General features: G+C 37.4%; 18 protein-coding genes and 2 pseudogenes. 11 read left to right on the forward strand and 9 right to left on the reverse strand.

Going from position 1 to position 20,452, the window contains the following annotated elements; translation table 11 throughout:
- Positions 1-30 precede the first annotated feature (30 nt).
- Genes AN161_RS14640 through AN161_RS14655 form a run of 4 tightly spaced genes read right to left on the reverse strand, consistent with a single transcriptional unit; the run spans position 31 to position 2,687 of the window.
- The gene (locus AN161_RS14640; RefSeq protein ID WP_053595082.1) at positions 31-906 is read right to left on the reverse strand and encodes an ABC transporter permease; all 876 of its coding nucleotides are present in this window, start codon (positions 904-906) and stop codon (positions 31-33) included.
- Positions 906-1,826, reverse strand: coding sequence for an ABC transporter ATP-binding protein (locus AN161_RS14645; protein WP_053595083.1), 921 nt, complete (start codon positions 1,824-1,826; stop codon positions 906-908). Before AN161_RS14645 ends, AN161_RS14640 begins: the two co-directional genes overlap by 1 nt.
- A 5-nt stretch (positions 1,827-1,831) precedes the next feature.
- Positions 1,832-2,236 carry a DUF3021 family protein gene (locus AN161_RS14650; RefSeq protein WP_053595084.1) on the reverse strand — a complete coding sequence of 135 codons (405 nt, stop codon included), beginning with the start codon at positions 2,234-2,236 and terminating at the stop codon, positions 1,832-1,834.
- Position 2,237: 1 nt separating this feature from the next.
- Entirely contained in the window at positions 2,238-2,687 is a 450-nt protein-coding gene (locus tag AN161_RS14655; RefSeq protein WP_053595085.1) for a LytTR family DNA-binding domain-containing protein, read from the reverse strand.
- Positions 2,688-2,911: 224 nt separating this feature from the next.
- On the opposite strand from AN161_RS14655, the gene AN161_RS14660 reads away from it, so the two are divergent.
- The 7 genes and pseudogenes from AN161_RS14660 (at position 2,912) to AN161_RS14680 (ending at position 9,676) form a co-directional block, all read left to right on the forward strand.
- Complete coding sequence (locus AN161_RS14660; RefSeq protein WP_053595086.1) at positions 2,912-3,940, forward strand: AbrB family transcriptional regulator; 1,029 nt, start codon at positions 2,912-2,914, stop codon at positions 3,938-3,940.
- A gap of 8 nt (positions 3,941-3,948) precedes the next feature.
- A complete protein-coding gene (locus AN161_RS14665; protein ID WP_241774569.1) occupies positions 3,949-4,596 on the forward strand; it encodes a YjdJ family protein in 648 nt (215 codons plus the stop codon).
- A 1,002-nt stretch (positions 4,597-5,598) separates the two neighbouring features.
- Positions 5,599-5,739 carry an RAxF-45 family protein gene (locus AN161_RS30165; RefSeq protein WP_166672191.1) on the forward strand — a complete coding sequence of 47 codons (141 nt, stop codon included), beginning with the start codon at positions 5,599-5,601 and terminating at the stop codon, positions 5,737-5,739.
- A gap of 103 nt (positions 5,740-5,842) precedes the next feature.
- Positions 5,843-7,642, forward strand: coding sequence for a ribosomal protection-like ABC-F family protein (gene abc-f, locus AN161_RS14670; protein WP_053595088.1), 1,800 nt, complete (start codon positions 5,843-5,845; stop codon positions 7,640-7,642).
- On the forward strand, positions 7,635-8,426 hold the full coding sequence (locus tag AN161_RS14675) for a GNAT family N-acetyltransferase (protein WP_053595089.1): 792 nt from the start codon (positions 7,635-7,637) through the stop codon (positions 8,424-8,426). Before abc-f ends, AN161_RS14675 begins: the two co-directional genes overlap by 8 nt.
- 228 nt (positions 8,427-8,654) lie before the next feature.
- A pseudogene (locus AN161_RS28885) lies at positions 8,655-8,786 on the forward strand (phosphonate ABC transporter substrate-binding protein); the annotation flags it as partial.
- Between the two features lie 155 nt (positions 8,787-8,941).
- Entirely contained in the window at positions 8,942-9,676 is a 735-nt protein-coding gene (locus AN161_RS14680; RefSeq protein ID WP_053595090.1) for a hypothetical protein, read from the forward strand.
- Positions 9,677-9,990: 314 nt separating this feature from the next.
- Here the strand turns inward: AN161_RS14680 and AN161_RS14685 are convergent.
- The 3 genes and pseudogenes from AN161_RS14685 to AN161_RS14695 all read right to left on the reverse strand — a co-directional run.
- Positions 9,991-10,923 (reverse strand): annotated as a pseudogene (locus tag AN161_RS14685) (beta-propeller fold lactonase family protein); the annotation flags it as partial.
- A gap of 532 nt (positions 10,924-11,455) precedes the next feature.
- The gene (locus AN161_RS14690; RefSeq protein ID WP_053595091.1) at positions 11,456-12,622 is read right to left on the reverse strand and encodes an IS256 family transposase; all 1,167 of its coding nucleotides are present in this window, start codon (positions 12,620-12,622) and stop codon (positions 11,456-11,458) included.
- A 399-nt stretch (positions 12,623-13,021) separates the two neighbouring features.
- Positions 13,022-13,402 carry a hypothetical protein gene (locus AN161_RS14695; protein WP_053595092.1) on the reverse strand — a complete coding sequence of 127 codons (381 nt, stop codon included), beginning with the start codon at positions 13,400-13,402 and terminating at the stop codon, positions 13,022-13,024.
- A 176-nt stretch (positions 13,403-13,578) separates the two neighbouring features.
- On the opposite strand from AN161_RS14695, the gene AN161_RS14700 reads away from it, so the two are divergent.
- Together AN161_RS14700 and AN161_RS14705 are read left to right on the forward strand one after the other, a co-directional pair.
- On the forward strand, positions 13,579-14,109 hold the full coding sequence (locus tag AN161_RS14700; RefSeq protein WP_053595093.1) for a hypothetical protein: 531 nt from the start codon (positions 13,579-13,581) through the stop codon (positions 14,107-14,109).
- A gap of 15 nt (positions 14,110-14,124) precedes the next feature.
- On the forward strand, positions 14,125-15,690 hold the full coding sequence (locus tag AN161_RS14705) for a flotillin family protein (RefSeq protein ID WP_053595094.1): 1,566 nt from the start codon (positions 14,125-14,127) through the stop codon (positions 15,688-15,690).
- Between the two features lie 53 nt (positions 15,691-15,743).
- Here the strand turns inward: AN161_RS14705 and AN161_RS14710 are convergent, their stop codons facing one another.
- Both AN161_RS14710 and AN161_RS14715 read right to left on the reverse strand, forming a co-directional pair.
- Positions 15,744-16,295 (reverse strand): GNAT family protein, encoded by a 552-nt coding sequence (locus AN161_RS14710; RefSeq protein WP_053595095.1) that lies wholly within the window; start codon positions 16,293-16,295, stop codon positions 15,744-15,746.
- Between the two features lie 17 nt (positions 16,296-16,312).
- Entirely contained in the window at positions 16,313-17,137 is an 825-nt protein-coding gene (locus AN161_RS14715) for a methyl-accepting chemotaxis protein (protein WP_053595096.1), read from the reverse strand.
- 319 nt (positions 17,138-17,456) lie between these two features.
- Here AN161_RS14715 and AN161_RS14720 point away from each other — a divergent pair, with 319 nt between their 5' ends.
- Positions 17,457-18,650: an MFS transporter gene (locus tag AN161_RS14720; protein WP_053595097.1), complete on the forward strand. Its 1,194-nt coding sequence runs from the start codon at positions 17,457-17,459 to the stop codon at positions 18,648-18,650.
- 359 nt (positions 18,651-19,009) lie between these two features.
- Positions 19,010-19,681, forward strand: coding sequence for a peptidylprolyl isomerase (locus tag AN161_RS14725; protein WP_053595098.1), 672 nt, complete (start codon positions 19,010-19,012; stop codon positions 19,679-19,681).
- The last annotated feature ends 771 nt before the right edge of the window (positions 19,682-20,452 follow it).

Raw genomic sequence — 20,452 nt, forward strand, 5'->3', positions numbered from 1 at the left:
CTTTATAAACGATGTGTGAAAATGTTGAATCTATTTATTTTTCTTTTTAAAAATAATGATAGATAAGATAGCTAGCACAATAATTGTGACGAAAATAATGATAATACTTGTTGAGGTACTTAGTATATTTCCATGAAGGTCATAGACAATACCATACATTATTTTATAATCTTCCACCTGTGAAGCAGGCACACCTTCGAAAACCTTGGAAATTGAGCTTTCCATAAAGGCATTACGTAATAGTAAAGTTGTATGGCTGATAGGGAAATACATAATAAGGTTTTGAGCAAAGCTTGGAAGGGCGCCGACAGGTACATAAACGCCACATAAGAAACCAATTGCAGTACCGATGATTGTTCCTAGCGTCGAAAAGGAATTTTGTGTATTGACAAATAACACAAGAAACAGATTAAAAACACTGGCAAGTAATACAGATAAAAATAATATACCGACGACGGTAACGAAATCCCTAAAGCTTAGAAGTTCACCGCCTGTTGCAACGATAAAGATTTCACAGCCAATAAGGGCGATAAGGGAGAAGATACAACCTACGATAAATGCATTGAATACATAGCTAAATTGAATGGTTGCTCGTGAAATGGGAGCAGTTAAAAAATCAGCCTGTGCTTTTGATTCTAAATCTTTTACAGCAATGCCATACGCAGCAAGTGTAGTAGAAACAGCGATCATAGATAGTAATCCAGCTACAAGCCATTCATTGACCATCGTTACTAATTCTGGCGTAGCTTCTGTCATTTGCTCAATGGCATCTACTTGCATTTTTTGAAGGAAAACAGCGTACAAAATAATGACGATAAAGACAGAAAGCAGGGAGAAGAAGACTTGTGTTTTATCACGTCTGAAAACCTTGTTATTTCGCTGAACTAAGCTATATAAAGCTCCCATTAAGCTGCACCTCCCTCGGCCATAATATGAAGAAAGACATCATCCATAGTACCTTTGATTACTTCAAAAGAGGCAATAAGCGGCTCCGCTTTTTTTAATAGTGTTAAAGCATGAAGAGTCGATTCGACCCGGACAGAGAAAATACCTTGCTTTTCTGTATAGGAGATATTATTTTCCTCAAGCCACTTTATCCCTTCAGAATTATGATGAAAAACAAGTGCCATTGAATCGTAGGCGTAATTTGTTTTAAGAGCATCTGGTGTCCCTTCAGCAACAATTTCTCCTTCCTTTAAGACGATGACTTGATGAGCGACTGTCACTTCCTCCATATAATGTGTTGTCAAAAAAACAGTCATGTTTGTTTCTAGCTGGAGCTGCTTAATGGCTTGCCAAACGAATTGACGAGTTTGTGGATCAAGACCAGTTGTCGGTTCATCTAAAAACAAAATTTTTGGTCGATGAATAAGGGCTCGAGCGATATCTGCACGCCTTTTTTGTCCGCCTGATAAAGTTCTATATTTTCGCTTTTCTATATCGTCTAAATGCAAATATGTTGAAACAAATTGATAATTTTCGGCCAATTGTGTTTTCGATAAGCCATATGTTTTGCCACGATGAAGTATGTTTTCACGTACCGTTAATCGTTCATCCAGAAGACTTTGCTGAAAAACTACGCCAATGGATTTTCGGATTTCAGCATTGTCGTTGCTTTCATCAAGTGTATAGCCATTAATTTTAACTGTACCGCTTGATTTTTTTAATAATGTACAGAGTATTTCAATGGTCGTTGATTTCCCCGCACCATTCGCACCTAAAAAGGCGAAGAGGGAGCCTTGCTCAACTGAAAACGAAATCCCCTTTACTGCCTGATGTTCACCATATTGCTTACATAGGTTTTCAACTTGTATAGCAGAGTTCATATTGTTTAATCCTTTCTTTTTTGAATTGCATGATTAATTTCTGCAATATCAATCAATTGAAGTACGTAAATAATGCACCAAACGATGAAGTAAATAATGACTTCGGATATAAGTACATACGTAATGCCAGAATGTTCAAACCACCGACCGAAATAGCCTGCCACCATAACACATAGTGTAACTGCAATAAAGTGTAGAATAAGCTGGGTTATAAATTGTAAACGCTCTATATCATAGATGAAGGACAGTGGACCTATGACAATCCCGAGTATGATGGCGATAATTATTTGCTCAAGTAATTCCGCCCCCGACCCCACCGCGTTATTAGATATGAGACTTATGGTCACTAAGACATAGGAAGAGCTAAGTGACATGAGTAAACCAATAATCATCAAGCGTAACATTTTCATATTATGAATCCCTCCCAATACCTAATTGGCGTTTTAGTTCTTTTAAATATTTCCGGCTAACATGGACAGATACATCGTTTTCTAGTATTAGTTCTGTTGTGCCAATTTTACCCATGTGAATAGAAGCAATTTTATTGATGTTAACGAGTGTTGATTTACTGACTCTAGCAAAGTCATTCGCTAATTGAGCTTCCAGTTCATATAATTTGCGTTTCGTTTCGAATTCCTGCTCTTCGGTCTGCAAAAATACTTTTGCACCCTCTGCATAAATGGAGTAAATATCTGAAATTTTTAGCATATGAATTTCCTGCTGAAAGTAGCCATCAAGCATTGTTGTTTGTGAAGTTTGGAGCTGTTTCATCAGTCGTTCAATTTGTTCGTTGTATTCCTTCGCATGTATATGAACCTCAGTTTCTTCGAGCGAGCTATTGATCGTTAATTGAATTTTCATTGGAGGCCTCCTTTACATATCTCCGCTATGGAGAAACACTGAATCAGGTAATAATAATGTAGCATAGAAAATTTCGGCTTGGAGAAAATCTTGGATAAGAGGTTAAATTTTATAAATAACAGGTTCAATTTGTACGATATATAACATTGCAAAAAAGTGATGAAGTAGTAAAATAGGCAGGTTCACGGCATAATAGAATGATACAGTCACGAGGGGTTGCTTCTATGTTTATTTTTGACAAGCATATGTTTATTACATTATGTATTGGTTTAGCAGGTGCAATTTTATTTAATTTATTACATATTCCAATGCCGTGGTTACTTGGAGCTATAGCAGCGGTGCTAATTGTTCAGTTATCGACAAAAGTACAATTGAAATGGCATAAATATTTTCGTAATTTTGGTTTAATCGTTGCGGGGTATTCCATTGGTTTTGCGTTTACACCGGAAGCGGTGCAGGATATTAAGCAATTTATAGGAAGTATGATTGTTTTAAATGTATTATTTATTGTATTGTTTTTTGGTGTTAGTTATTTAGTTGCCAAACGTGCGGATTTAGATTTTGCGACCGCGTTGACATGTTGTGTACCTGGTGGCATGTCGCAGGTTGTTGCCTTTGCCGAGGAGCAAGGGGATATGGATATGGTCTTGATTACGTTCTTTCAAATATTAAGGGTTCTTTTAATCGTCGGCTTTGTGCCATTAATGGTGTCAGGCTCTGGGGGAACTGGTGTAGTTGCCAACGGAGCGTATTCATGGAGCTTAATAGGTTTACTTGCTGTTTGTGGAGTAGCGGGTTGGCTAGCGCAAAAGGCAAAAATTCCAACAGGCTATATGCTTGGCCCAGTTTTTTTATTGATGGGCATCAATATAGCAGGGATTGACGTACCGAAATTGCCATTATCACTACTTCATATTGCGCAACTAATGCTTGGCATTTACATCGGACTTTTATTGAAAAAAGACGATCTACATTTATCGAAGAAGCATGTGTTTTACGCATTTGTATCGGCGGGTATCTTTATTGGCGCAGCATATGGCTTAACATTTATTATGAAGAGTTTATACAGCCTTGATTTTAAAACAGGCTTTTTAAGCATCGTACCAGGCGGGCTTGATCAAATGGGGATTATCGCTGCCTCCGTGCATGCAAAGGTCACAATCGTCACCGCATTTCAGCTATTCCGCGTACTGGTCGTATCCGTTTTCCTCGTTCCGTTTGTTAAAATGTTTGTGAAAAAAGTGAAAACGTAGAGTTGTAGGTGGACTTCACCGATTTTTTAGTGAAAAATAAAAATATTAAATACTGTAGATTGTCCGGATTTCGTAGCTCGGGACTTGTTGAAATATCCCAGGTTTATGATTTTTTTGAAACTTTAAAATTTATTGTAACGTCTTTAACTTCAAAGGATGAAGGGAGAAGAACATTGTTTAAATATGTGATACAACTAATTCTTGGTTGCTTGACTTTATTCATGTCAACAGCTATTTCTTGGTATGAGGGAAGTGATATTATAGATAATTCACTGGAATGGAAGTATTCAACACCATTTTCTCAGTTCTTTAATATTGAGATAAACAATGGCCAGGATATTAGTCAGCTTGATTACTTTGTCTATGCGGCTAAATTTCAACCATTTTTCCCGACTATTATGACCGTAAGTGTTATTTATATTTTTGCAGTACTTATTTTTATCATTTACCAACTAAATCGTCAATTAGCCATTATTTTGTCAGGAATAATAAGTTGTGTAGGTATTGTTAGTAGTGGCATATTTCTTAACTCTACAACCGATGGAGGGAATGTATTCTTTTGGATTACAGCTGTCGGTGCATTAATTTTTATATGTATTTCAATAAGTTTATGGTACAAAAAAATACATCGTTTAACTTACAGCCATAATAATTGATTATCGCAACATAAGCGTGCGAACTCTAGTACATAAGTCTTTGTACAAGAGCTCGCACTTTTTCAATCTTATAGCTACTTATTTTAATATTGAACCAAATGAGGATGTGATCGTGTTAAAAGCATTTTGTGTAGGTAATGGGGGATAGCAGTACCGATAGCCTTAAAAGATATACCGTCATAAGGGGTATGACGAATAAAAAAAGATTGCCCATTAGATATTACCCTAATGAACAATCCTTCGAACCGCAAAGCCCTTACCATGCACTCTAGCAAGTGCTGCCTTGATTGATCAATGAGCCAGTAAATTGTTTGATCAGCTAGCATGAATACTATCCTCATCACAATGTTTTTGTGTGCTTGCGCTACTCGCTAATTCTTGCATATTAGCTGTAAAAATCGCTATCAATCCAAACTCATTTAGAAATTGTTTGATTGACACCTTTTATTATAAAATATACTAAAACACATATGAAAAGTATTAGTAATGGAATGGATTGGCAAAGTAAAAAGAGTAGAATTTGATCAAGGAATCCTCCTCCTCCATCTGTTGCCATAAAACTCAAACCGAATGAAAAGGGAGCAACAAAAGCATTAATTGCTAAACCGATACCGATGAGGAGAAATGACCAACCCTTTTTTCTAACTTTGACACATGCCATTACAATGAAAAAAGATGCAAATACTGATGCGAGAATAAAAAAAATTATAACTATACACCTCTTTTCATATTAAATTATGTATATCTGAATTAAAAATTCAAAGTATTTTTCATTATATATCATTTAACTATTATTATGTAAAAAAAGTTACTATCGTTTTTTGTTTTCATTGTTATAAAAATGATAATAATTTCGTCCTTATTAAATGATGATTCTTTATGCGTTTTTTTATAAAGAGCACATTTGAAACAATTGTCTTAACCTCTGAAAATTTTTTCTTTTCCAATATATCGGAATTATGGTATTATAAAGTTAACTATTATGAACGGAGGTGAAAAGGAATGAATAAAAACGCTACGAAAACATGTGTAAAAGTGGATACAGCTATGTATTTTGCACGTGTAATTACTTTCGATTTTGCGAACAACGGGATAGGTCTGTCCATTTTTAAGCAAAATCAAATATCAAACGTAGCGAATTAACCATTCTTTTTCACAAACTAATGAGGAAAAGACTGCTTGTTAATCGAGCAGTCTTTTTTGTGTCTATAGATGTTTTTCGCACGTTTCATTGGAGGAAAAAACGATGCAAATTAAAGCTGAACAAATACAAAAAAATATTGGTGGAAATGTTTTATTTGAAGGACTTCAATTAGAAGTAAATACGGGGGAGCATGTTGCCATTGTTGGCGTGAATGGTAGCGGGAAAACGACTTTATTACAGTTATTAGCTGGTTTAGATACACCAGATAAGGGACGTATTATAAAAAGTAAGGAAGCGACAATTGGCTATCTTCATCAAATTCCGCACTATCCTATGTTGTCAGTAAAGGAAGTGCTGGAGGAAGCATTTGCGGAGATCTATGCATTAAAGTCAAAGATGACAAAGCTTGAACAGGAAATGCAGGTAGAAGTTACAGATAAGGTACTTCAGCAATATGGTCATGTGCAGGAACAATTTATGTTGCTGGGTGGCTATGAAATTGATGCGCAATTAGCGATGATTGCCAATGGTCTAGGTATTACGCCATTGCTTGAGCAGCCTTTTAGAAGCTTAAGTGGTGGAGAGAAAACAAAGGTTATGCTTGGGCAAATCCTTTTAAGTAATCCCTCGATTTTGCTATTAGATGAACCGACGAATCATTTAGATATGCAGGCCATTGAATGGCTAGAAAATTATGTACGAAACTTTGCAGGAATTGTTATTGTAGTATCACATGATCGTCATTTTATGAATCAAATGGCTCAAAAAATAATTGAAATTGAAGATGGAGAGGCATTTACGTATATTGGCAATTACGATGCATTTGTTGAACAAAAGGAAGCAAAGCTTGAACAGCAATTTGCTCATTACGAAGAACAGCAAAAGAAAATTAAAAAAATGCAGGAAACAATAAAGCGCTTAAAGCAATGGGCAAATGAAGCGAATCCGCCTAATGCTGGCTTGCATCGTCGTGCTAAAAGTATGGAGAAAGCATTAGCCCGTATAGAGCGTGTAAAGAAGCCTTCAACGAAAAAGAAAATGAATTTAGCGTTAACGATGGCTGAGCGTAGTGGTAAAGAGGTTGTACAAATGAAGGGCATTAGCCATGCATTTGAGAAACCATTATTTAAGGAAAGTGATTTAGCGGTTTACTTTGGAGAACGACTGGCGATCGTTGGTGGCAATGGCAGTGGAAAATCAACATTATTAAAAATGATGTTAGGTGAAGTTGAACCAACTGAAGGAGTTTGTCATGTCGGTAGCAGTGTTAAAATTGGCTACCTATCGCAGCAATTTGAGCATAAAAATCCTGCCATTCGTTTAATAGATGCCTTCCGTGAGAGCGTCTCTGTGTCAGAGGCTGAGGCACGTCATATTCTTGCTCAATTTTTATTTTATGGCTATGACGTCTTTAAAAAAGTGAAGGATTTAAGTGGCGGTGAAAAAATGCGCTTACGGTTAGCACAGTTAATGCATGAGGATATTAATTTATTGATGCTGGATGAGCCGACCAACCATTTAGACATTGAAGCGAGAGAAGTATTGGAGGATACACTGGAATCCTTTGAAGGGACGATTATTGGTGTCTCGCATGACCGTTACTTCTTACAAAAGATTTTTACAAAGGTTGCCTGGATTGAATATGAAACGATTCAAGTATTTGAAGGTGATTATGAATGGGCAAGACAAAAACGCTTAGAAGTAGCTAAAGAACCAGTAATAAAAGAAATACCTGAAAAGTCTTTTGCTGCTAAAAAAGAGTTACCAATTGAAGAACAAATTGAAAGGCTCGAAATGAAATTAAAGGAGCCGACACTTGCTAAGGAGCAACGTCAAAAGCTTGAACAGCAGTTAGAGGATTTATTTGACGAATGGATTGCAGGAGGAACAGAGCATGCATAAAATAGAGCACATCATGCAGCTAGATATTGATTATATTAAAAGTTTTAGTGAGATGGAAACTTGTAATGAAGGAGTATTATTTTACAATAAGGAAATGCCAACATATTACGACGCCAATCATGCACACATTTGGAAGAAGATTGCCGAGCCAGATATGTTTTTAAAGGAAATCAAGAATTTCTATCAATCAAAATCTCTTATTCCAAGATTGTATTTATACAATGTGGAGGAAAATCAGTTATGTATAGAAGCATTAGAAATCCAAGGCTTTCAATATGAAAGTTTTACTGATGATGTACAGCTTTGGAATGGCGAATACGCACAACTATCACATAATCCAGCCATACAAATTGAACGTGTAACAGATGCCAATATGGAGGAAGCATTAGCCGTAGAAATGAGTATTGCTACATTTGGGGAGCCTGAATTAATTAAAAAAGCCTTTAAGCAAACATATCATTCTCCGCATTTTACGTATTATTTATTAAGATTAGATGGAAAAGCTTGCTGTACTGCTAATATTTTCATCTCAGGAAATCAAGGGAGAGTCGAGAGTGTAGCGACAATCGAAAGCTATCGAGGACGAGGATTGATTGGATATATTTTGCAGCATATTCAGCAAGAGTCGGTAAAGCAGGGATTAGAGTATCTCTGGATTTTGCCAATAAATGAACAGGTTGCAAAGGTTTATGATAAGGCAAATTTCAAATCAGTAGGCACAATGAAATCAATTCATGCCTTTACTGAAGGAAAAAGCATTCATCAAATACGACAAGATTCCTAATTAGGTTGAAAGATAAAAAATTTCGCCATACTCCTGTGGGACCGTGATCCAATATGGATTCTCCCATAGGAGTAGAGGGGAATTTTTTTATTTAGAACGTTACCTGCCAATTGTCATTGCATGCTGCATGAATGGATGGGTGTTTTAAAATATAATCTGCAATCAGCTCCGTCATATCAGTTTGTATTTCCTTCATGATGCTGATGGCCAGAAATAACTATATCCACCTCTTCCTTTGCAAGATTAGCTGCAGGCCAAACCGATGTATTGGTTACGTATGCAGATGCACGTAGAGATTATGAGGAAAGCTGGCAAGGTGAATTTGATCGCTCCGCTTCTATTTGGGAGGAAACAGATTTAAATGTAGCAATCCTGAATAGTATCGACTATTCGGGATTTTTGAAGTATTGTTCAAAAGAATGATTTTCAATCTTTAAAAGTTTTTACTTGAAAAAATGGCGTATTCGATTTATTGTCTTTAGAGATACTTGTTTAATGGACTTGGAGGATATGAAATGCACGGAATTTATATACGCTATAATGTCTTAGATGAAACCCCAACAGCACAATGGCCCAAAAAAATGGATGCATTTGCGTATGTTCAACGAGGAAAACCACAACAAGACAATGACAACACGATGCCGATGGAAGAGCTAAAAAGCCATGCCATTCGCTATATTAAAAGCTTAAAAGACAATGCAAGTGAACATTTAGTAGAGCAACGCAATGGTGAAATTGAGCACTTTGATCGACGCTATATGGAATCCTTAAAGTTAAAGGAAAGCATCGATTCACAGCTTATTAATCTAGAAGAAATTCGTTTACTATTACAGTTAATGAATGTACTGAATTTATCGCATGGTTTCGGAGAAAATGCTGGAAAGCTACTACGCCAAATTACCCCATATGCAAAAGAGGTAGAGCACCCAACATTCCAAACAACTCGTGTAGAGAGACATTTTTATTCAGAATTAATTGAACAAATTGAAGCAGTATATGCACGAATTATGCGTCACCACAACCCATCAACGACTGAAATGCAGCATTCAGAAAAGCTATGGACAACAGTTTGTGAGCAAGCGATTGAAAAGGTAGAAGCACGAATTGAACGCTTGTCTTCTATCAAATTAAAGCATGAGAAAAAATTGCTAGAATTTAGTCAATTAAAACAGCAAAATATCGAGGCAAAGGAACGCCTAGATATTGCTGTCAATGATCTTGATGTTATTTTAAATGTACTAGAATCATAAAGGCTATGTTAATGCCTATATAATGCGGTTTGAGTGGGGTTAGCTGTGAGCTAGCCCCATTTTCAATAGCACGATCAAACGTGTCGGTTGAATCAGAAGAACTACCAACACATTTAGAAGGCACTGAATAACATGGAACCAATAATCGCTAGGTGTAACAAATCGTGTGGTCACAAGTTCTACGTCAAACATTTCAAGGTAGACAAACTTCACAACAAAATCGAACAGACATACTTCAATTCTCTAAATTGCGATAGAAAGTATGTCTGTTTTTTTGCAGAGAACAAGGGGAGGTGCCTGTTTTCAGAGTAACTCTAGAGCCCCGAAACCATACAGATTGTCCCGGTTTTTATACCAGTAGGACCGTTAAATCCTGGGATTGTATCGATTACTGTATTTGTTGCTATATCTATGACAGACACAGTATTGTCAAGTTGATTTGTGACATAAGCAAGTGTTCCATCCGGCAAGATGGTTACTTGGTCAGGAGATAACCCTACAGGAATTGTAGCAATCACCGTATTTGTTGCTGTATTTATGACAGATACAGTATTATTACCTTTATTTACAATGTAAACAAGTGTTCCATCAGGTGTAATTGCTGTTCCAACAGGTCCTGTTCCTACAGGGATTGTAGCAACTACCGTATTTGTAGCTGCATCAATTACAGATACTGTGTTACTATTTTCATTTGTAACGTAAGCAAATTGTCCGCTCGGTGTGAAAACGATTGATCTTGGGCGAATTCCCACAGGGATATTAGCAACCACGGTATTTGTTGCTGTATTTATAACTGATACTGAATTTGAGTTTTCATTTGCAACGTAAGCAAACGCACCATTAGGAGTAAAAGCTATGCCTTGAGGTTGGAGCCCTACTGGAATAGTAGCGGTTACGGTATTTGTAGCTGTATTTATGACAGATACAGTATTAGATCCGTGATTTGCTACATATGCAAGTGTTCCATTTGGTGAAACCGCTACACCAAGAGGATTAACCCCTACCGGAATAGTAGCGATTGGAGTGTTTGTTGCAGTATCAAAAACTGTTACATTATTCGATAAGAAGTTTGTAGCATAACCAAGTGCTCCATTTGGACTAATCGCTACTTCTAGAGGACCAGTTCCTACTGGAATGGTAGCAACTATAGTATTTGTAGCTGTATCAATCACGGATACTCTATTATCAGGAGTAGCTAACTGACCAGCATCTGTAACGTACACTAAAAAATGACAAGGTGGAGTTGGTGGCACAGGTATAAATGGTGGCTTACAACGACAAGGACAACAAAAACCACAACAATTACAACGACAACTTGGATTTGATTTAAACTTGAACTTTATAAATTTATTTTCTTTCTCCACAATGCACACCCTTTCTATCATATATTGATACATTGATACTATATGCAAACGGAATTATGTTTCTTGTACGTTTTACCTAAATCAAAAATTTTGAACAGTGTCGAGTGGTTGTTTATATTAATTTCCAATCATTATTGGATTAACCAATTATAGTGTTTGTTGGTGATTCTTAGGATGGATTTTTATTAAAAATGACGAATTTCAAAGATGGATTCCCCTGTCCCAAAAAAATTTTATAGTGAATGACGGATAGAGACGGCAAAGTGACGGATAGAAACGTCAGAGCGACGGATAGAAGGGGCGAAGTGACGGATAGAATCAAAGCGACAGTCAAGTCCTTAATCTTGTGTAAAAGTAAATTCCCAGAGCTATGTAAAGTACTTTACTTGAATAACAGTTGAATAGAAGCTAGCTTCTATTCAACTGTTATTCCGCGTTGGAGCGCATACTCCTCGTCTTTATCCATTAAGATCGCGCCGATTAAACGTGTGGCGGAGCGATTATTCGGGAAAATTCGAATCACTCGTTCACGGCGTCGTACCTCTTGATTTAAGCGTTCTAATGCATTTGTACTATGAATCAATACATGCATTTTTGGGGGATACTGTAGATATTGAATCGCATCTTCAAAACCATTTTCAAGAATGGCTAGTGCCTTCTCATACTTTCCTTGGCCTTCGAATTTCTCTTCTAATTCCTCGTATCTTTCACGTGCTTCTGCTTCCGTTAAAGACTGAAAAATCCGTTTGATTCCTGCTCGAAATTCCTCTGTATCTTTTTTCGGTAAAGACTGAATGAGATTTCGTTTAAAGTGAACGGTACAACGCTGCCATGCTGTTCCTTGAAATTCAGTTTGTATGGCTTTCTTTAATCCTTCATGCGCATCTGAAATGACTAATTTTGGTCGACCTAGTCCTCGTTCTTTCAGAGATTGAAAAAATTGTTTCCAGGCTTCATAGCTTTCAACATCTGACACCTGATAACCGATGATTTCACGTCGTTGTCGCATTGAAAGGGTCGTTGCGATATAGACGGCTTTTGAGAGGACACGTCCATTTTCACGCACCTTAATATACATGGCATCCACAAATAGATAAGGACATTGAATGTCTGCTAGTGAACGGTTTGACCATTTTTCTATGACGGGATCTAGTTTCTCCATTAGTGAAGAGACAAATGATTTTGAAACTTTCTGTCCGCACAGCTGTTCCACAATATGTGTGACTTTCCGCGTAGAAACGCCCTGCACCACCATCTCCATTAATGACAACACCAGTGCCTGATCCATTCGGCTATATTTTTCGAACAGGGTTGTACTAAATTCACCATCGCGTGTGCGTGGTACACGTAATGTGACCCGCCCAATCGTTAAGGTTAAATCACGCTCATAATAGCCATTTCGCTGTCCTTTGCGCGCATCAATTCGTTCATACGCCTTCGCCTGTACATAATCATCTCTCTCTTTTTCCATAAATTCATTAAGAATTAACACCACTGTCGACTTCACAATGGCTTCCATATCCGAGTCCATAACCGATTCTTTTAAAAAGTCCATGTTTAGAGTAATATTAAATTGAGTCATTTTTATTCCTCCTCGATGTTTTGGTCGTACTTAACATTTACCCAGGAAGAATAAAATTGACTCTTTTTCTTTTACACAATTATATGGACTTAATCAAAGCGACGGATAGAATCGCCAGAGCGACAGATAGAACCGGCAAAGTGACGGATAGAAGGGTCGAAGCGACGGATAGAACAAGCAAAGTGACGAATAGAATCAAAGCGACGGATAGAATCGCCAGAGCGACGGATAGAAGGGTCGAAGTGACGGATAGAACAAGCGAAGTGACGTATAGAACCGTCAAAGTGGTGGATAGAAAAGCCAAAGTGACGAATCCAACCATCGAAATGATGGATGGATCGTCACATTGTGCTTTTCGCCTTATATATTGCGTAAGCAACAGTCATTTTTACGTATCTGTTACTGCTTTGCTTTTTCCTCAGACTGTTCCCGTTTTGATTGACGATAAACACGCAGTAAATCAAGCGCAAGCAACAGCACGATAATGTAAAAAATAGGACTGTTAAACGATAGACCTATTTGAGATTCGCCGCCAAGTAACGTTAGTACAATCCAAAGCCCCACTGTATATATTGTTAAGCCAACATATACTTTTTTAGAAAGCTTTTTATATCTACCCTTGTCCGTCGCGATTTGAACGATCACTAGCGCTACTAATATAAGAAGGATGATTTTTTTAGACAGTATCTCAGCTATTGTAGTGTGTGGAAAAAAATCATTGACGAATAGTAAGGTGAAAAATACAAAAATACAAAAGTTTAAAATCGTTGAAAGCCTCATACAATATCTCCTTAGTTGCCATTATTCATTTAATTGTAACATGGTTCTGTTTGAGGAGAATTAAAAAAACTAAACTTAAAATCACTCATTCGAAAATTTGAAAAATGCGAAAAATTACGAAACTTTTCATTGAGTGCATCCGTATAGTAGGTAATATAAAAAAAGGGGTGAACAACTTGACGCTATTTGGCTATTCACTCGAGCAGATCTTTTTAGTGGTATTAATTTTCGGGGGCCTTGCAACGCTTTTAATTATGTTTTTTGGCGATGCTATCGAAGGTATTGGAGAGGGGCTACCGATTTTTAATCCAAGTGTCATTCTATCTTTCATTACGTTGATGTCAGCAGCAGGATTTATTTTAGAAAAATTAGCCTTCTTCCCTAGCGTTTGGAACATCGTTGCTGCTTGTATCATCGGAGCTATTTTAAGTGCACTATTTTATTTATTCGTTCTTGTTCCGCTAAGATCGGCCGATGTTTCTTTAGCTTATACGGAAGAATCGCTTGGTGGTCAGCTAGGAAAGGTCATTGTCCCAATCCCGAAAGACGGTTTTGGAGAGGTTGTTATTGAAACGACAAGCGGTATGATTTCGAAGCGAGCAACAGGTTTTGACAATGAGGCTATCGACTATGATACGACGGTACTTGTTGTAGAAGTAAAAGAAGGAACACTTTTTGTGAGATCCTATGATAAAAAATTTTTATAAAGGAGAGATACTTATATGTCAATGGAGATTTTAATTGTTATAGGGATTGTAGCTTTTATTTTAATCGCACTAGTTGCACTGTATGTGACAAAGTACCGTACAGCGGGTCCTGATGAAGCACTGATTGTGACAGGTAGCTATCTTGGCTCAAAAAATGTACATAAAGATGAGTCAGGAAATCGTATTAAAATTATTCGTGGTGGCGGTACATTTGTCTTCCCAATTTTCCAGCAAGCACAGCCATTAAGCTTATTGTCTAGTAAGCTTGATGTGACAACACCTGAAGTGTATACAGAGCAAGGTGTACCGGTTATGGCTGATGGAACTGCTATCATTAAAATTGGTGGTTCCATTTCTGAAATTGCGACGGCAGCAGAGCAGTTTTTAGGGAAGCAAAAGGAGGAGCGTGAAAATGAGGCACGTGAAGTGTTAGAAGGTCACTTACGCTCTATCCTAGGTTCAATGACGGTTGAGGAAATTTATAAAAACCGTGATAAATTCTCTCAGGAAGTACAGCGTGTTGCATCTCAGGATCTGGCGAAGATGGGTCTGACAATCGTTTCCTTTACGATTAAAGATGTGCGCGATAAAAATGGTTACTTAGAATCGCTTGGTAAACCACGTATTGCACAGGTTAAACGTGATGCAGATATCGCTACTGCAGATGCTGATAAAGAAACACGTATTAAGCGAGCTGAAGCATCGAAAGAAGCGCAAAAGGCTGAGCTTGAACGTGCAACAGAAATTGCGGAAGCAGAAAAAGATAATCAGTTAAAAGTGGCTGAATTCCGCCGTGAGCAGGATATCGCAAAAGCTCGTGCAGACCAAGCGTATGAGCTAGAAACTGCTCGTGCAAAGCAGGAAGTAACAGAACAGGAAATGCAAATTCGCATTATTGAACGTCAAAAGCAAATTGAACTAGAAGAAAAAGAGATTTTACGTCGTGAGAAGCAATACGATTCAGAAGTGAAGAAAAAGGCTGATGCTGATCGATACGCTGTTGAGCAAAATGCAGCTGCAGAAAAAATGCGTGAGCTTGCACAGGCAGATGCGGAGAAATACCGTATTGAATCACTAGCAAAAGCGGAAGCTGAGAAAATTCGCTTGGATGGTCTTGCAAAAGCAGATGCAGAAAGAGCGCAAGGGGAGACAGAAGCAGATATTATTCGTCTACGTGGTCTTGCGGAAGCCGAGGCAAAACGTAAAATTGCGGAAGCCTTCGAATACTATGGTCAAGCAGCTGTCCTTGATATGATTGTACGTATGATGCCAGAATATGCGAAAGAGCTTGCGAGTCCACTTGGCAATATCGATAAGATTACTGTTGTGGATACTGGTGGTGGAGAAGGAAGCGGTGGTGCCAATAAAGTGACTGCTTATGCAACCAATTTAATGTCAACATTACAAGAATCGTTGAAGGAAACTTCAGGGATTGACGTAAAGGAACTCATTGAAAGCTATGCAGGCAAGCATACATTACGTCCTGAGCTTGAGCAAATAGCAGTAGGCTTAGGAAAGCAAGCACCAGCTACAGCTCATGAAACGCAGGACGAGATAAAAGAAACAGTTGAACAAAAATAAAAATAGAAGCCGCCTGATATTTGTGATATCGGGCGGCTATTTTTGAGAAGCTTTTATTTTTCCTTAATTTGTTTCCACTCACTAGCGAGCATACCGTAAGCAGCATGGTCAACATAATGATCGTAAAGCCATTCTGCCGCACGAATGGATCCTTCTTTTGCAAAGCCTAGTCGCTCAGGGATGGCACGGCTTTTTGAGTTACCCACAGCAGCACGAATTTCCACTTTATTGAGCTGCAATTCCTCAAAAGCATATTGTAATAATGCTTGCACTGTCTTCGTCATAATACCATGTCCTTGAGCTCCCTCACCGAGCCAATAGCCAATAGCAGCGATTTTATTGCTATGATTTATCGCATTAAAGCCAGCAACGCCAACAATTTCATTTCGAAAAATGATAACAAGAGAGAGGCTGCTTTTAGCTTCATGTCCTTTAATACAACCTTCTATATATGCTGTTGAATCGGCTACTTCTTTTGTGAAATCTAACCATGGCAACCATTTACGTAAATATACTCGTGATGCATCTGTTAAGGCAAAGACAGCATTAGCATCTTCTAATGCTATAGTACGTAAAGATAATTCCGGATTAATTGTAATTTGCAATAGTATTCACCTCTTTATTATTTTAAGGCATCATGCATAAAGCCTTTCATTTCACGGCTAAGAACTGTTAACTCCTCAATAATTTCACTGAAGTCTTGAACGAGCTGAGCCTGTTCATTCGTTGCGTCATTGATTTGACCCATATTTTGCTTTAGATTATCAAGATTTCTATTTATATTTCGTAGGGATGCTTCAATGTTTTCAGTGGCGCTTGAAGTTTCGAAGGAGAGCTTTCTAACTTCCTGTGCCACAATGTTAAAGCCAGCACCATGCTGACCTGCACGAGCCGCCTCAATAGATGCATTTAAGCCAAGTAAATTTGTTTGGCGAGAGATGCTTTTTATTAAATCTGTAACTTCATTTGTTTTCTCTGAATCTTCAAGGGCGTGCTGTGCTTGTTTGTTAATTTCCTCACTTGTTGCTGCTAATTCCTCTGAATGTGAGGCAATAGTATGTACTTTGTCCTGTAGGTTGTTTACAATGTTATCCATTGTACTCATATAATCCTCAAGTTTAAGCTCATTGTCGATTGGCAATCCAAATGCCAGGGCGCCTACGACTTTACCATCTTCACGAATTGGAAATGAAAAAGCATTGATGGCAACTCCGTATACATCCTTTGGTATAACGACATCAGCATTTTGTCCTTTAAAGGCAATGAAAACATTTTGGTCATTAGCATTTACTTTTTGTCCATCTCGATAGCCTGAATCTACACGTTTACCAGCTAAATATTTTACAACTGTTTCACTTTCCTTCTCAATGACAGCTACAATTGCCTCTTCTTTTAATGCAAGGTGGATATAAGGTACTGAAAGGGCTAAAGCTTCAATAATTTGCATAAAAATTCCTCCAAGTCTGTGCAACGAAAATAGTTTAGTCATCGGAGCTCATATTGACAATGATTTCTAGATGATTAACTTCACTGTAGCACAATATTTGTCAACTCAAAATAGAAAAAAATAAATTTATTTAAAAGTCTGTGAAGAAAATTAGTCCGCAAATCTATAATCACTCAAGAAGTAATTGTCAATTAAAATAGTGTGTGCAGAAATAAAAACAGAGGTAAATTTGTCTATTTTTTGACAAACTATCGTGTGTTTTAAAGAATATTGTATTAGAATAATAGTAGTATTGGAAGTACGTTAAGGAGAGAAAGAAATGGATTATATTCAAAGAGGGACTAAGGCCTTTAATAAAGCTAATTGGGCTTTATTTTTAGCCGGCTTTATTACCTTCGCCAACTTATATGTTTCACAGCCATTACTACCAACATTTGCGGAGGAATTTCATGTATCACCAGCAGTTGCGAGTTTATCGCTTTCTGTGACAACCTTTGCGCTTTCCATCAGTATGATTGTTGTTGGCTCATTATCAGAGGCATGGGGAAGGAAATCTTTGATGACGATTTCTATTTTTGCAGCATCTATCCTGACGCTTGCACTAGCCTTTTCGCCTAATTTTGAAACGATTTTAGTATTGCGTGTTATACAGGGCGTTGTCTTTGCAGGCTTGCCAGCAATTGCGATGGCTTATTTAGGAGAGGAAATGGATCCATCTAGTTTAGGTATTGCTATGGGCTTATACATAAGTGGTAACTCGGTAGGAGGGCTTAGTGGACGAGTGATCATAGGGACATTAACGGACCTTTACAATTGGCAGGTGGGGATGATTGTACTTGGTGTCATCAGTCTTATGATTAGCGTGTTATTTATCTGGATGCTTCCTAACTCCAAGCATTTTACAGCACGTCCATTGCAGATTAAATCATTAACGGCATCTCTTTTGCAGCATTTAAAGGACCCATCCATGCTTTGTCTTTTTGGTATTAGCTTTGTATTAATGGGAAGCTTTGTGACTCTTTATAATTACATTGGCTTTAAATTGATGGCGCCACCTTATAATTTAAGTGCTACGATTGTTGGCTGGATTTTTGTCATTTACTTAGTAGGGACATTTAGCTCTGCTTGGTTCGGTAGTCTAGCTGATCGATATGGCCGTCAAAAGATGTTGTTATTGTCTATTGCGATTATGTTTACAGGGGCGATTCTTACATTAAACGGGCTGCTTAGTTTGAAGATTTTAGGAATTACAATCTTTACATTTGGCTTCTTTGCGGCGCACTCGATTGCCAGTGGCTGGGTAAGTAAACGAGCCACTCATGATAAAGCACAGGCTTCTTCTCTCTATTTATTTTTCTATTATTTTGGTTCAAGTGTTGGAGGAACAGTAGGAGGGATCTTCTGGATGCATTACGGCTGGGGAGGGGTTATTGGTATGATTGCTGTATTTTTAGTCGTGGCAAGCTTACTATCATTTTTAACTTACTTCAGCAGGTGTCCAAACACCCGCTGAAATAAGTTAAAGCCTCCGGCGGATGTCACGGAAATCGGAAAAGGAGTTCTTAAAGGATGTTAGCCTAAAATCATCGCATCCATGCGATAACGGCTAACTGACCTGCATCATGCAGGCCTAAGCACAAAGCCGATTCCGGACGCAATTATGCCAAGGCATAATTGATTAAAGCGGATTATTGCTAAACAACAGCGCATTGCATTAGGGCACTAGGAATAGTAATTTTTTGTTTAGTTTATTTACTTTTCTTGTCCGCATCCATATATATAGCCATCTTCATTAATTATTATAAAAATGATTTGTCATAAACTATCTGATAATATAATGAGTAGACTGGTGATAAGAGGAGTTGAAAGAATATGTTCGCGCGTTATAAAGGATTTTCTATTGTCTTTGCTTTTCTGGCAGTAGCATTTGTTTTGACAGGTTGTGGAGCCGCTAAAGACAGTGGGCAATCGGAAGGAAATACGGCAAAGAAAACGGAAGAAAATGTGGATTATTCATCAAAAGTAAAGGAAAATCCAATTGTAACGATTACGATGAACAATGATGAAAAAATCGTAATCGAATTAGAGCCTTCTACAGCGCCGAATACGGTAGCTAATTTTATTTCCTTAGTTAAAAAAGGTTTTTATGATGGTCTTATTTTCCATCGAGTTGTCCCTGATTTTATGATTCAAGGTGGAGATCCTTCAGGTAATGGTACGGGTGGTCCAGACTATTCGATAGAAGGTGAGTTTTCATCAAATGGTTTTAAAAATGATTTAAAGCATGAACGTGGTGTCATTTCAATGGCTCGTTCGCAGGATCTGAATTCTGCGGGATCTCAATTTTTCATTATGGTAAAGGATACATCGCAGCTTGATGGCCAATATGCTGCCTTTGGAAAAGTGATTGAGGGGATGGAGACAGTAGATGCTATCGCTGCTGCTGAACGAGATGATGAAAAGCCATTAAAAGATCAGCAAATGAAAAAGGTAGAAGTAGATACAAAGGGCTTTGATTATCCAGCCCCAAAGGTACTAAAATAACAGTGTGATAATCTGAAATAGGCAATCTTAATGGAGCCTAACAAAGAAGCATGAGAGATCTTATGTTTTATCAAGACCAAAATTGAAAAAAGTTAAATAAATTAAATGACCAAACATATTTTATATGACTAATATGTTTGGTCCTTTTAGATAGGTTCTTATGCTTTTATTCTATACCCTATTTCATGTTTGCCACTAACATTTATCATAAGCAAACTTGTTAAATATTGGATGTTGAAAGTAGTTACCTTTACTTTATTGGGTGGGATAATAGGGGCTTTTTCTTTTGAAATAATATATGGTTCCCGTTCTATAGTAGAATATAATTTAAGTATTGTTAGTTCGATTATTATTTTTGGGATTGCAGGTTTACTCTATGCTTTGGTAGAAAATTCTGTGAAGAAAAATATTAAATTTGTTTAACTAATGAGGTGCTTTACTTGAAGAACATTGAGTTGCATATGCAGCTCTTTTTTCTTTATTAAACTCCCATGAAAGAACGTAATAATCTTTCATTTTCTGTGGTGAAGTGCTGATTTTTGCGCTTCATGGATGGATAACGGTGCAGGTTAGATCAATAAGGAATTCCATTTTTATAACGAATATAATATTAGTTTCGGTGAACCGTATCATAAGTAAGTGTGGTTCATAATTTCACAGAAATAAAAATTGTCGTATTAATTATATAAGATTTTCAATTATTAAAGAACGCGATAGGTTGTGTTCTTTTTTGTTAAGTGAATAAAAGAAGTTGCATCTGACGTAACGGTA

Source organism: Lysinibacillus sp. FJAT-14222 (assembly GCF_001278875.1).
In the GTDB taxonomy this organism is placed as follows: domain Bacteria; phylum Bacillota; class Bacilli; order Bacillales_A; family Planococcaceae; genus Lysinibacillus; species Lysinibacillus agricola.

Excerpts from the sequence above, each read along its gene's own strand:
- AN161_RS14705 (WP_053595094.1), top strand. The coding sequence starts at position 14,125 with ATGTCAATGGAGATTTTAATTGTTATAGGGATTGTAGCTTTTATTTTA.
- abc-f (WP_053595088.1), top strand. The coding sequence starts at position 5,843 with ATGCAAATTAAAGCTGAACAAATACAAAAAAATATTGGTGGAAATGTT.
- AN161_RS14660 (WP_053595086.1), top strand. The coding sequence starts at position 2,912 with ATGTTTATTTTTGACAAGCATATGTTTATTACATTATGTATTGGTTTA.
- AN161_RS14655 (WP_053595085.1), bottom strand. The coding sequence starts at position 2,687 with ATGAAAATTCAATTAACGATCAATAGCTCGCTCGAAGAAACTGAGGTT.
- AN161_RS14640 (WP_053595082.1), bottom strand. The coding sequence starts at position 906 with ATGGGAGCTTTATATAGCTTAGTTCAGCGAAATAACAAGGTTTTCAGA.
- AN161_RS14645 (WP_053595083.1), bottom strand. The coding sequence starts at position 1,826 with ATGAACTCTGCTATACAAGTTGAAAACCTATGTAAGCAATATGGTGAA.
- AN161_RS14695 (WP_053595092.1), bottom strand. The coding sequence starts at position 13,402 with ATGAGGCTTTCAACGATTTTAAACTTTTGTATTTTTGTATTTTTCACC.
- AN161_RS14725 (WP_053595098.1), top strand. The coding sequence starts at position 19,010 with ATGTTCGCGCGTTATAAAGGATTTTCTATTGTCTTTGCTTTTCTGGCA.
- AN161_RS14650 (WP_053595084.1), bottom strand. The coding sequence starts at position 2,236 with ATGAAAATGTTACGCTTGATGATTATTGGTTTACTCATGTCACTTAGC.
- AN161_RS14720 (WP_053595097.1), top strand. The coding sequence starts at position 17,457 with ATGGATTATATTCAAAGAGGGACTAAGGCCTTTAATAAAGCTAATTGG.
- AN161_RS30165 (WP_166672191.1), top strand. The coding sequence starts at position 5,599 with ATGAATAAAAACGCTACGAAAACATGTGTAAAAGTGGATACAGCTATG.
- AN161_RS14675 (WP_053595089.1), top strand. The coding sequence starts at position 7,635 with ATGCATAAAATAGAGCACATCATGCAGCTAGATATTGATTATATTAAA.
- AN161_RS14690 (WP_053595091.1), bottom strand. The coding sequence starts at position 12,622 with ATGACTCAATTTAATATTACTCTAAACATGGACTTTTTAAAAGAATCG.
- AN161_RS14715 (WP_053595096.1), bottom strand. The coding sequence starts at position 17,137 with ATGCAAATTATTGAAGCTTTAGCCCTTTCAGTACCTTATATCCACCTT.
- AN161_RS14680 (WP_053595090.1), top strand. The coding sequence starts at position 8,942 with ATGCACGGAATTTATATACGCTATAATGTCTTAGATGAAACCCCAACA.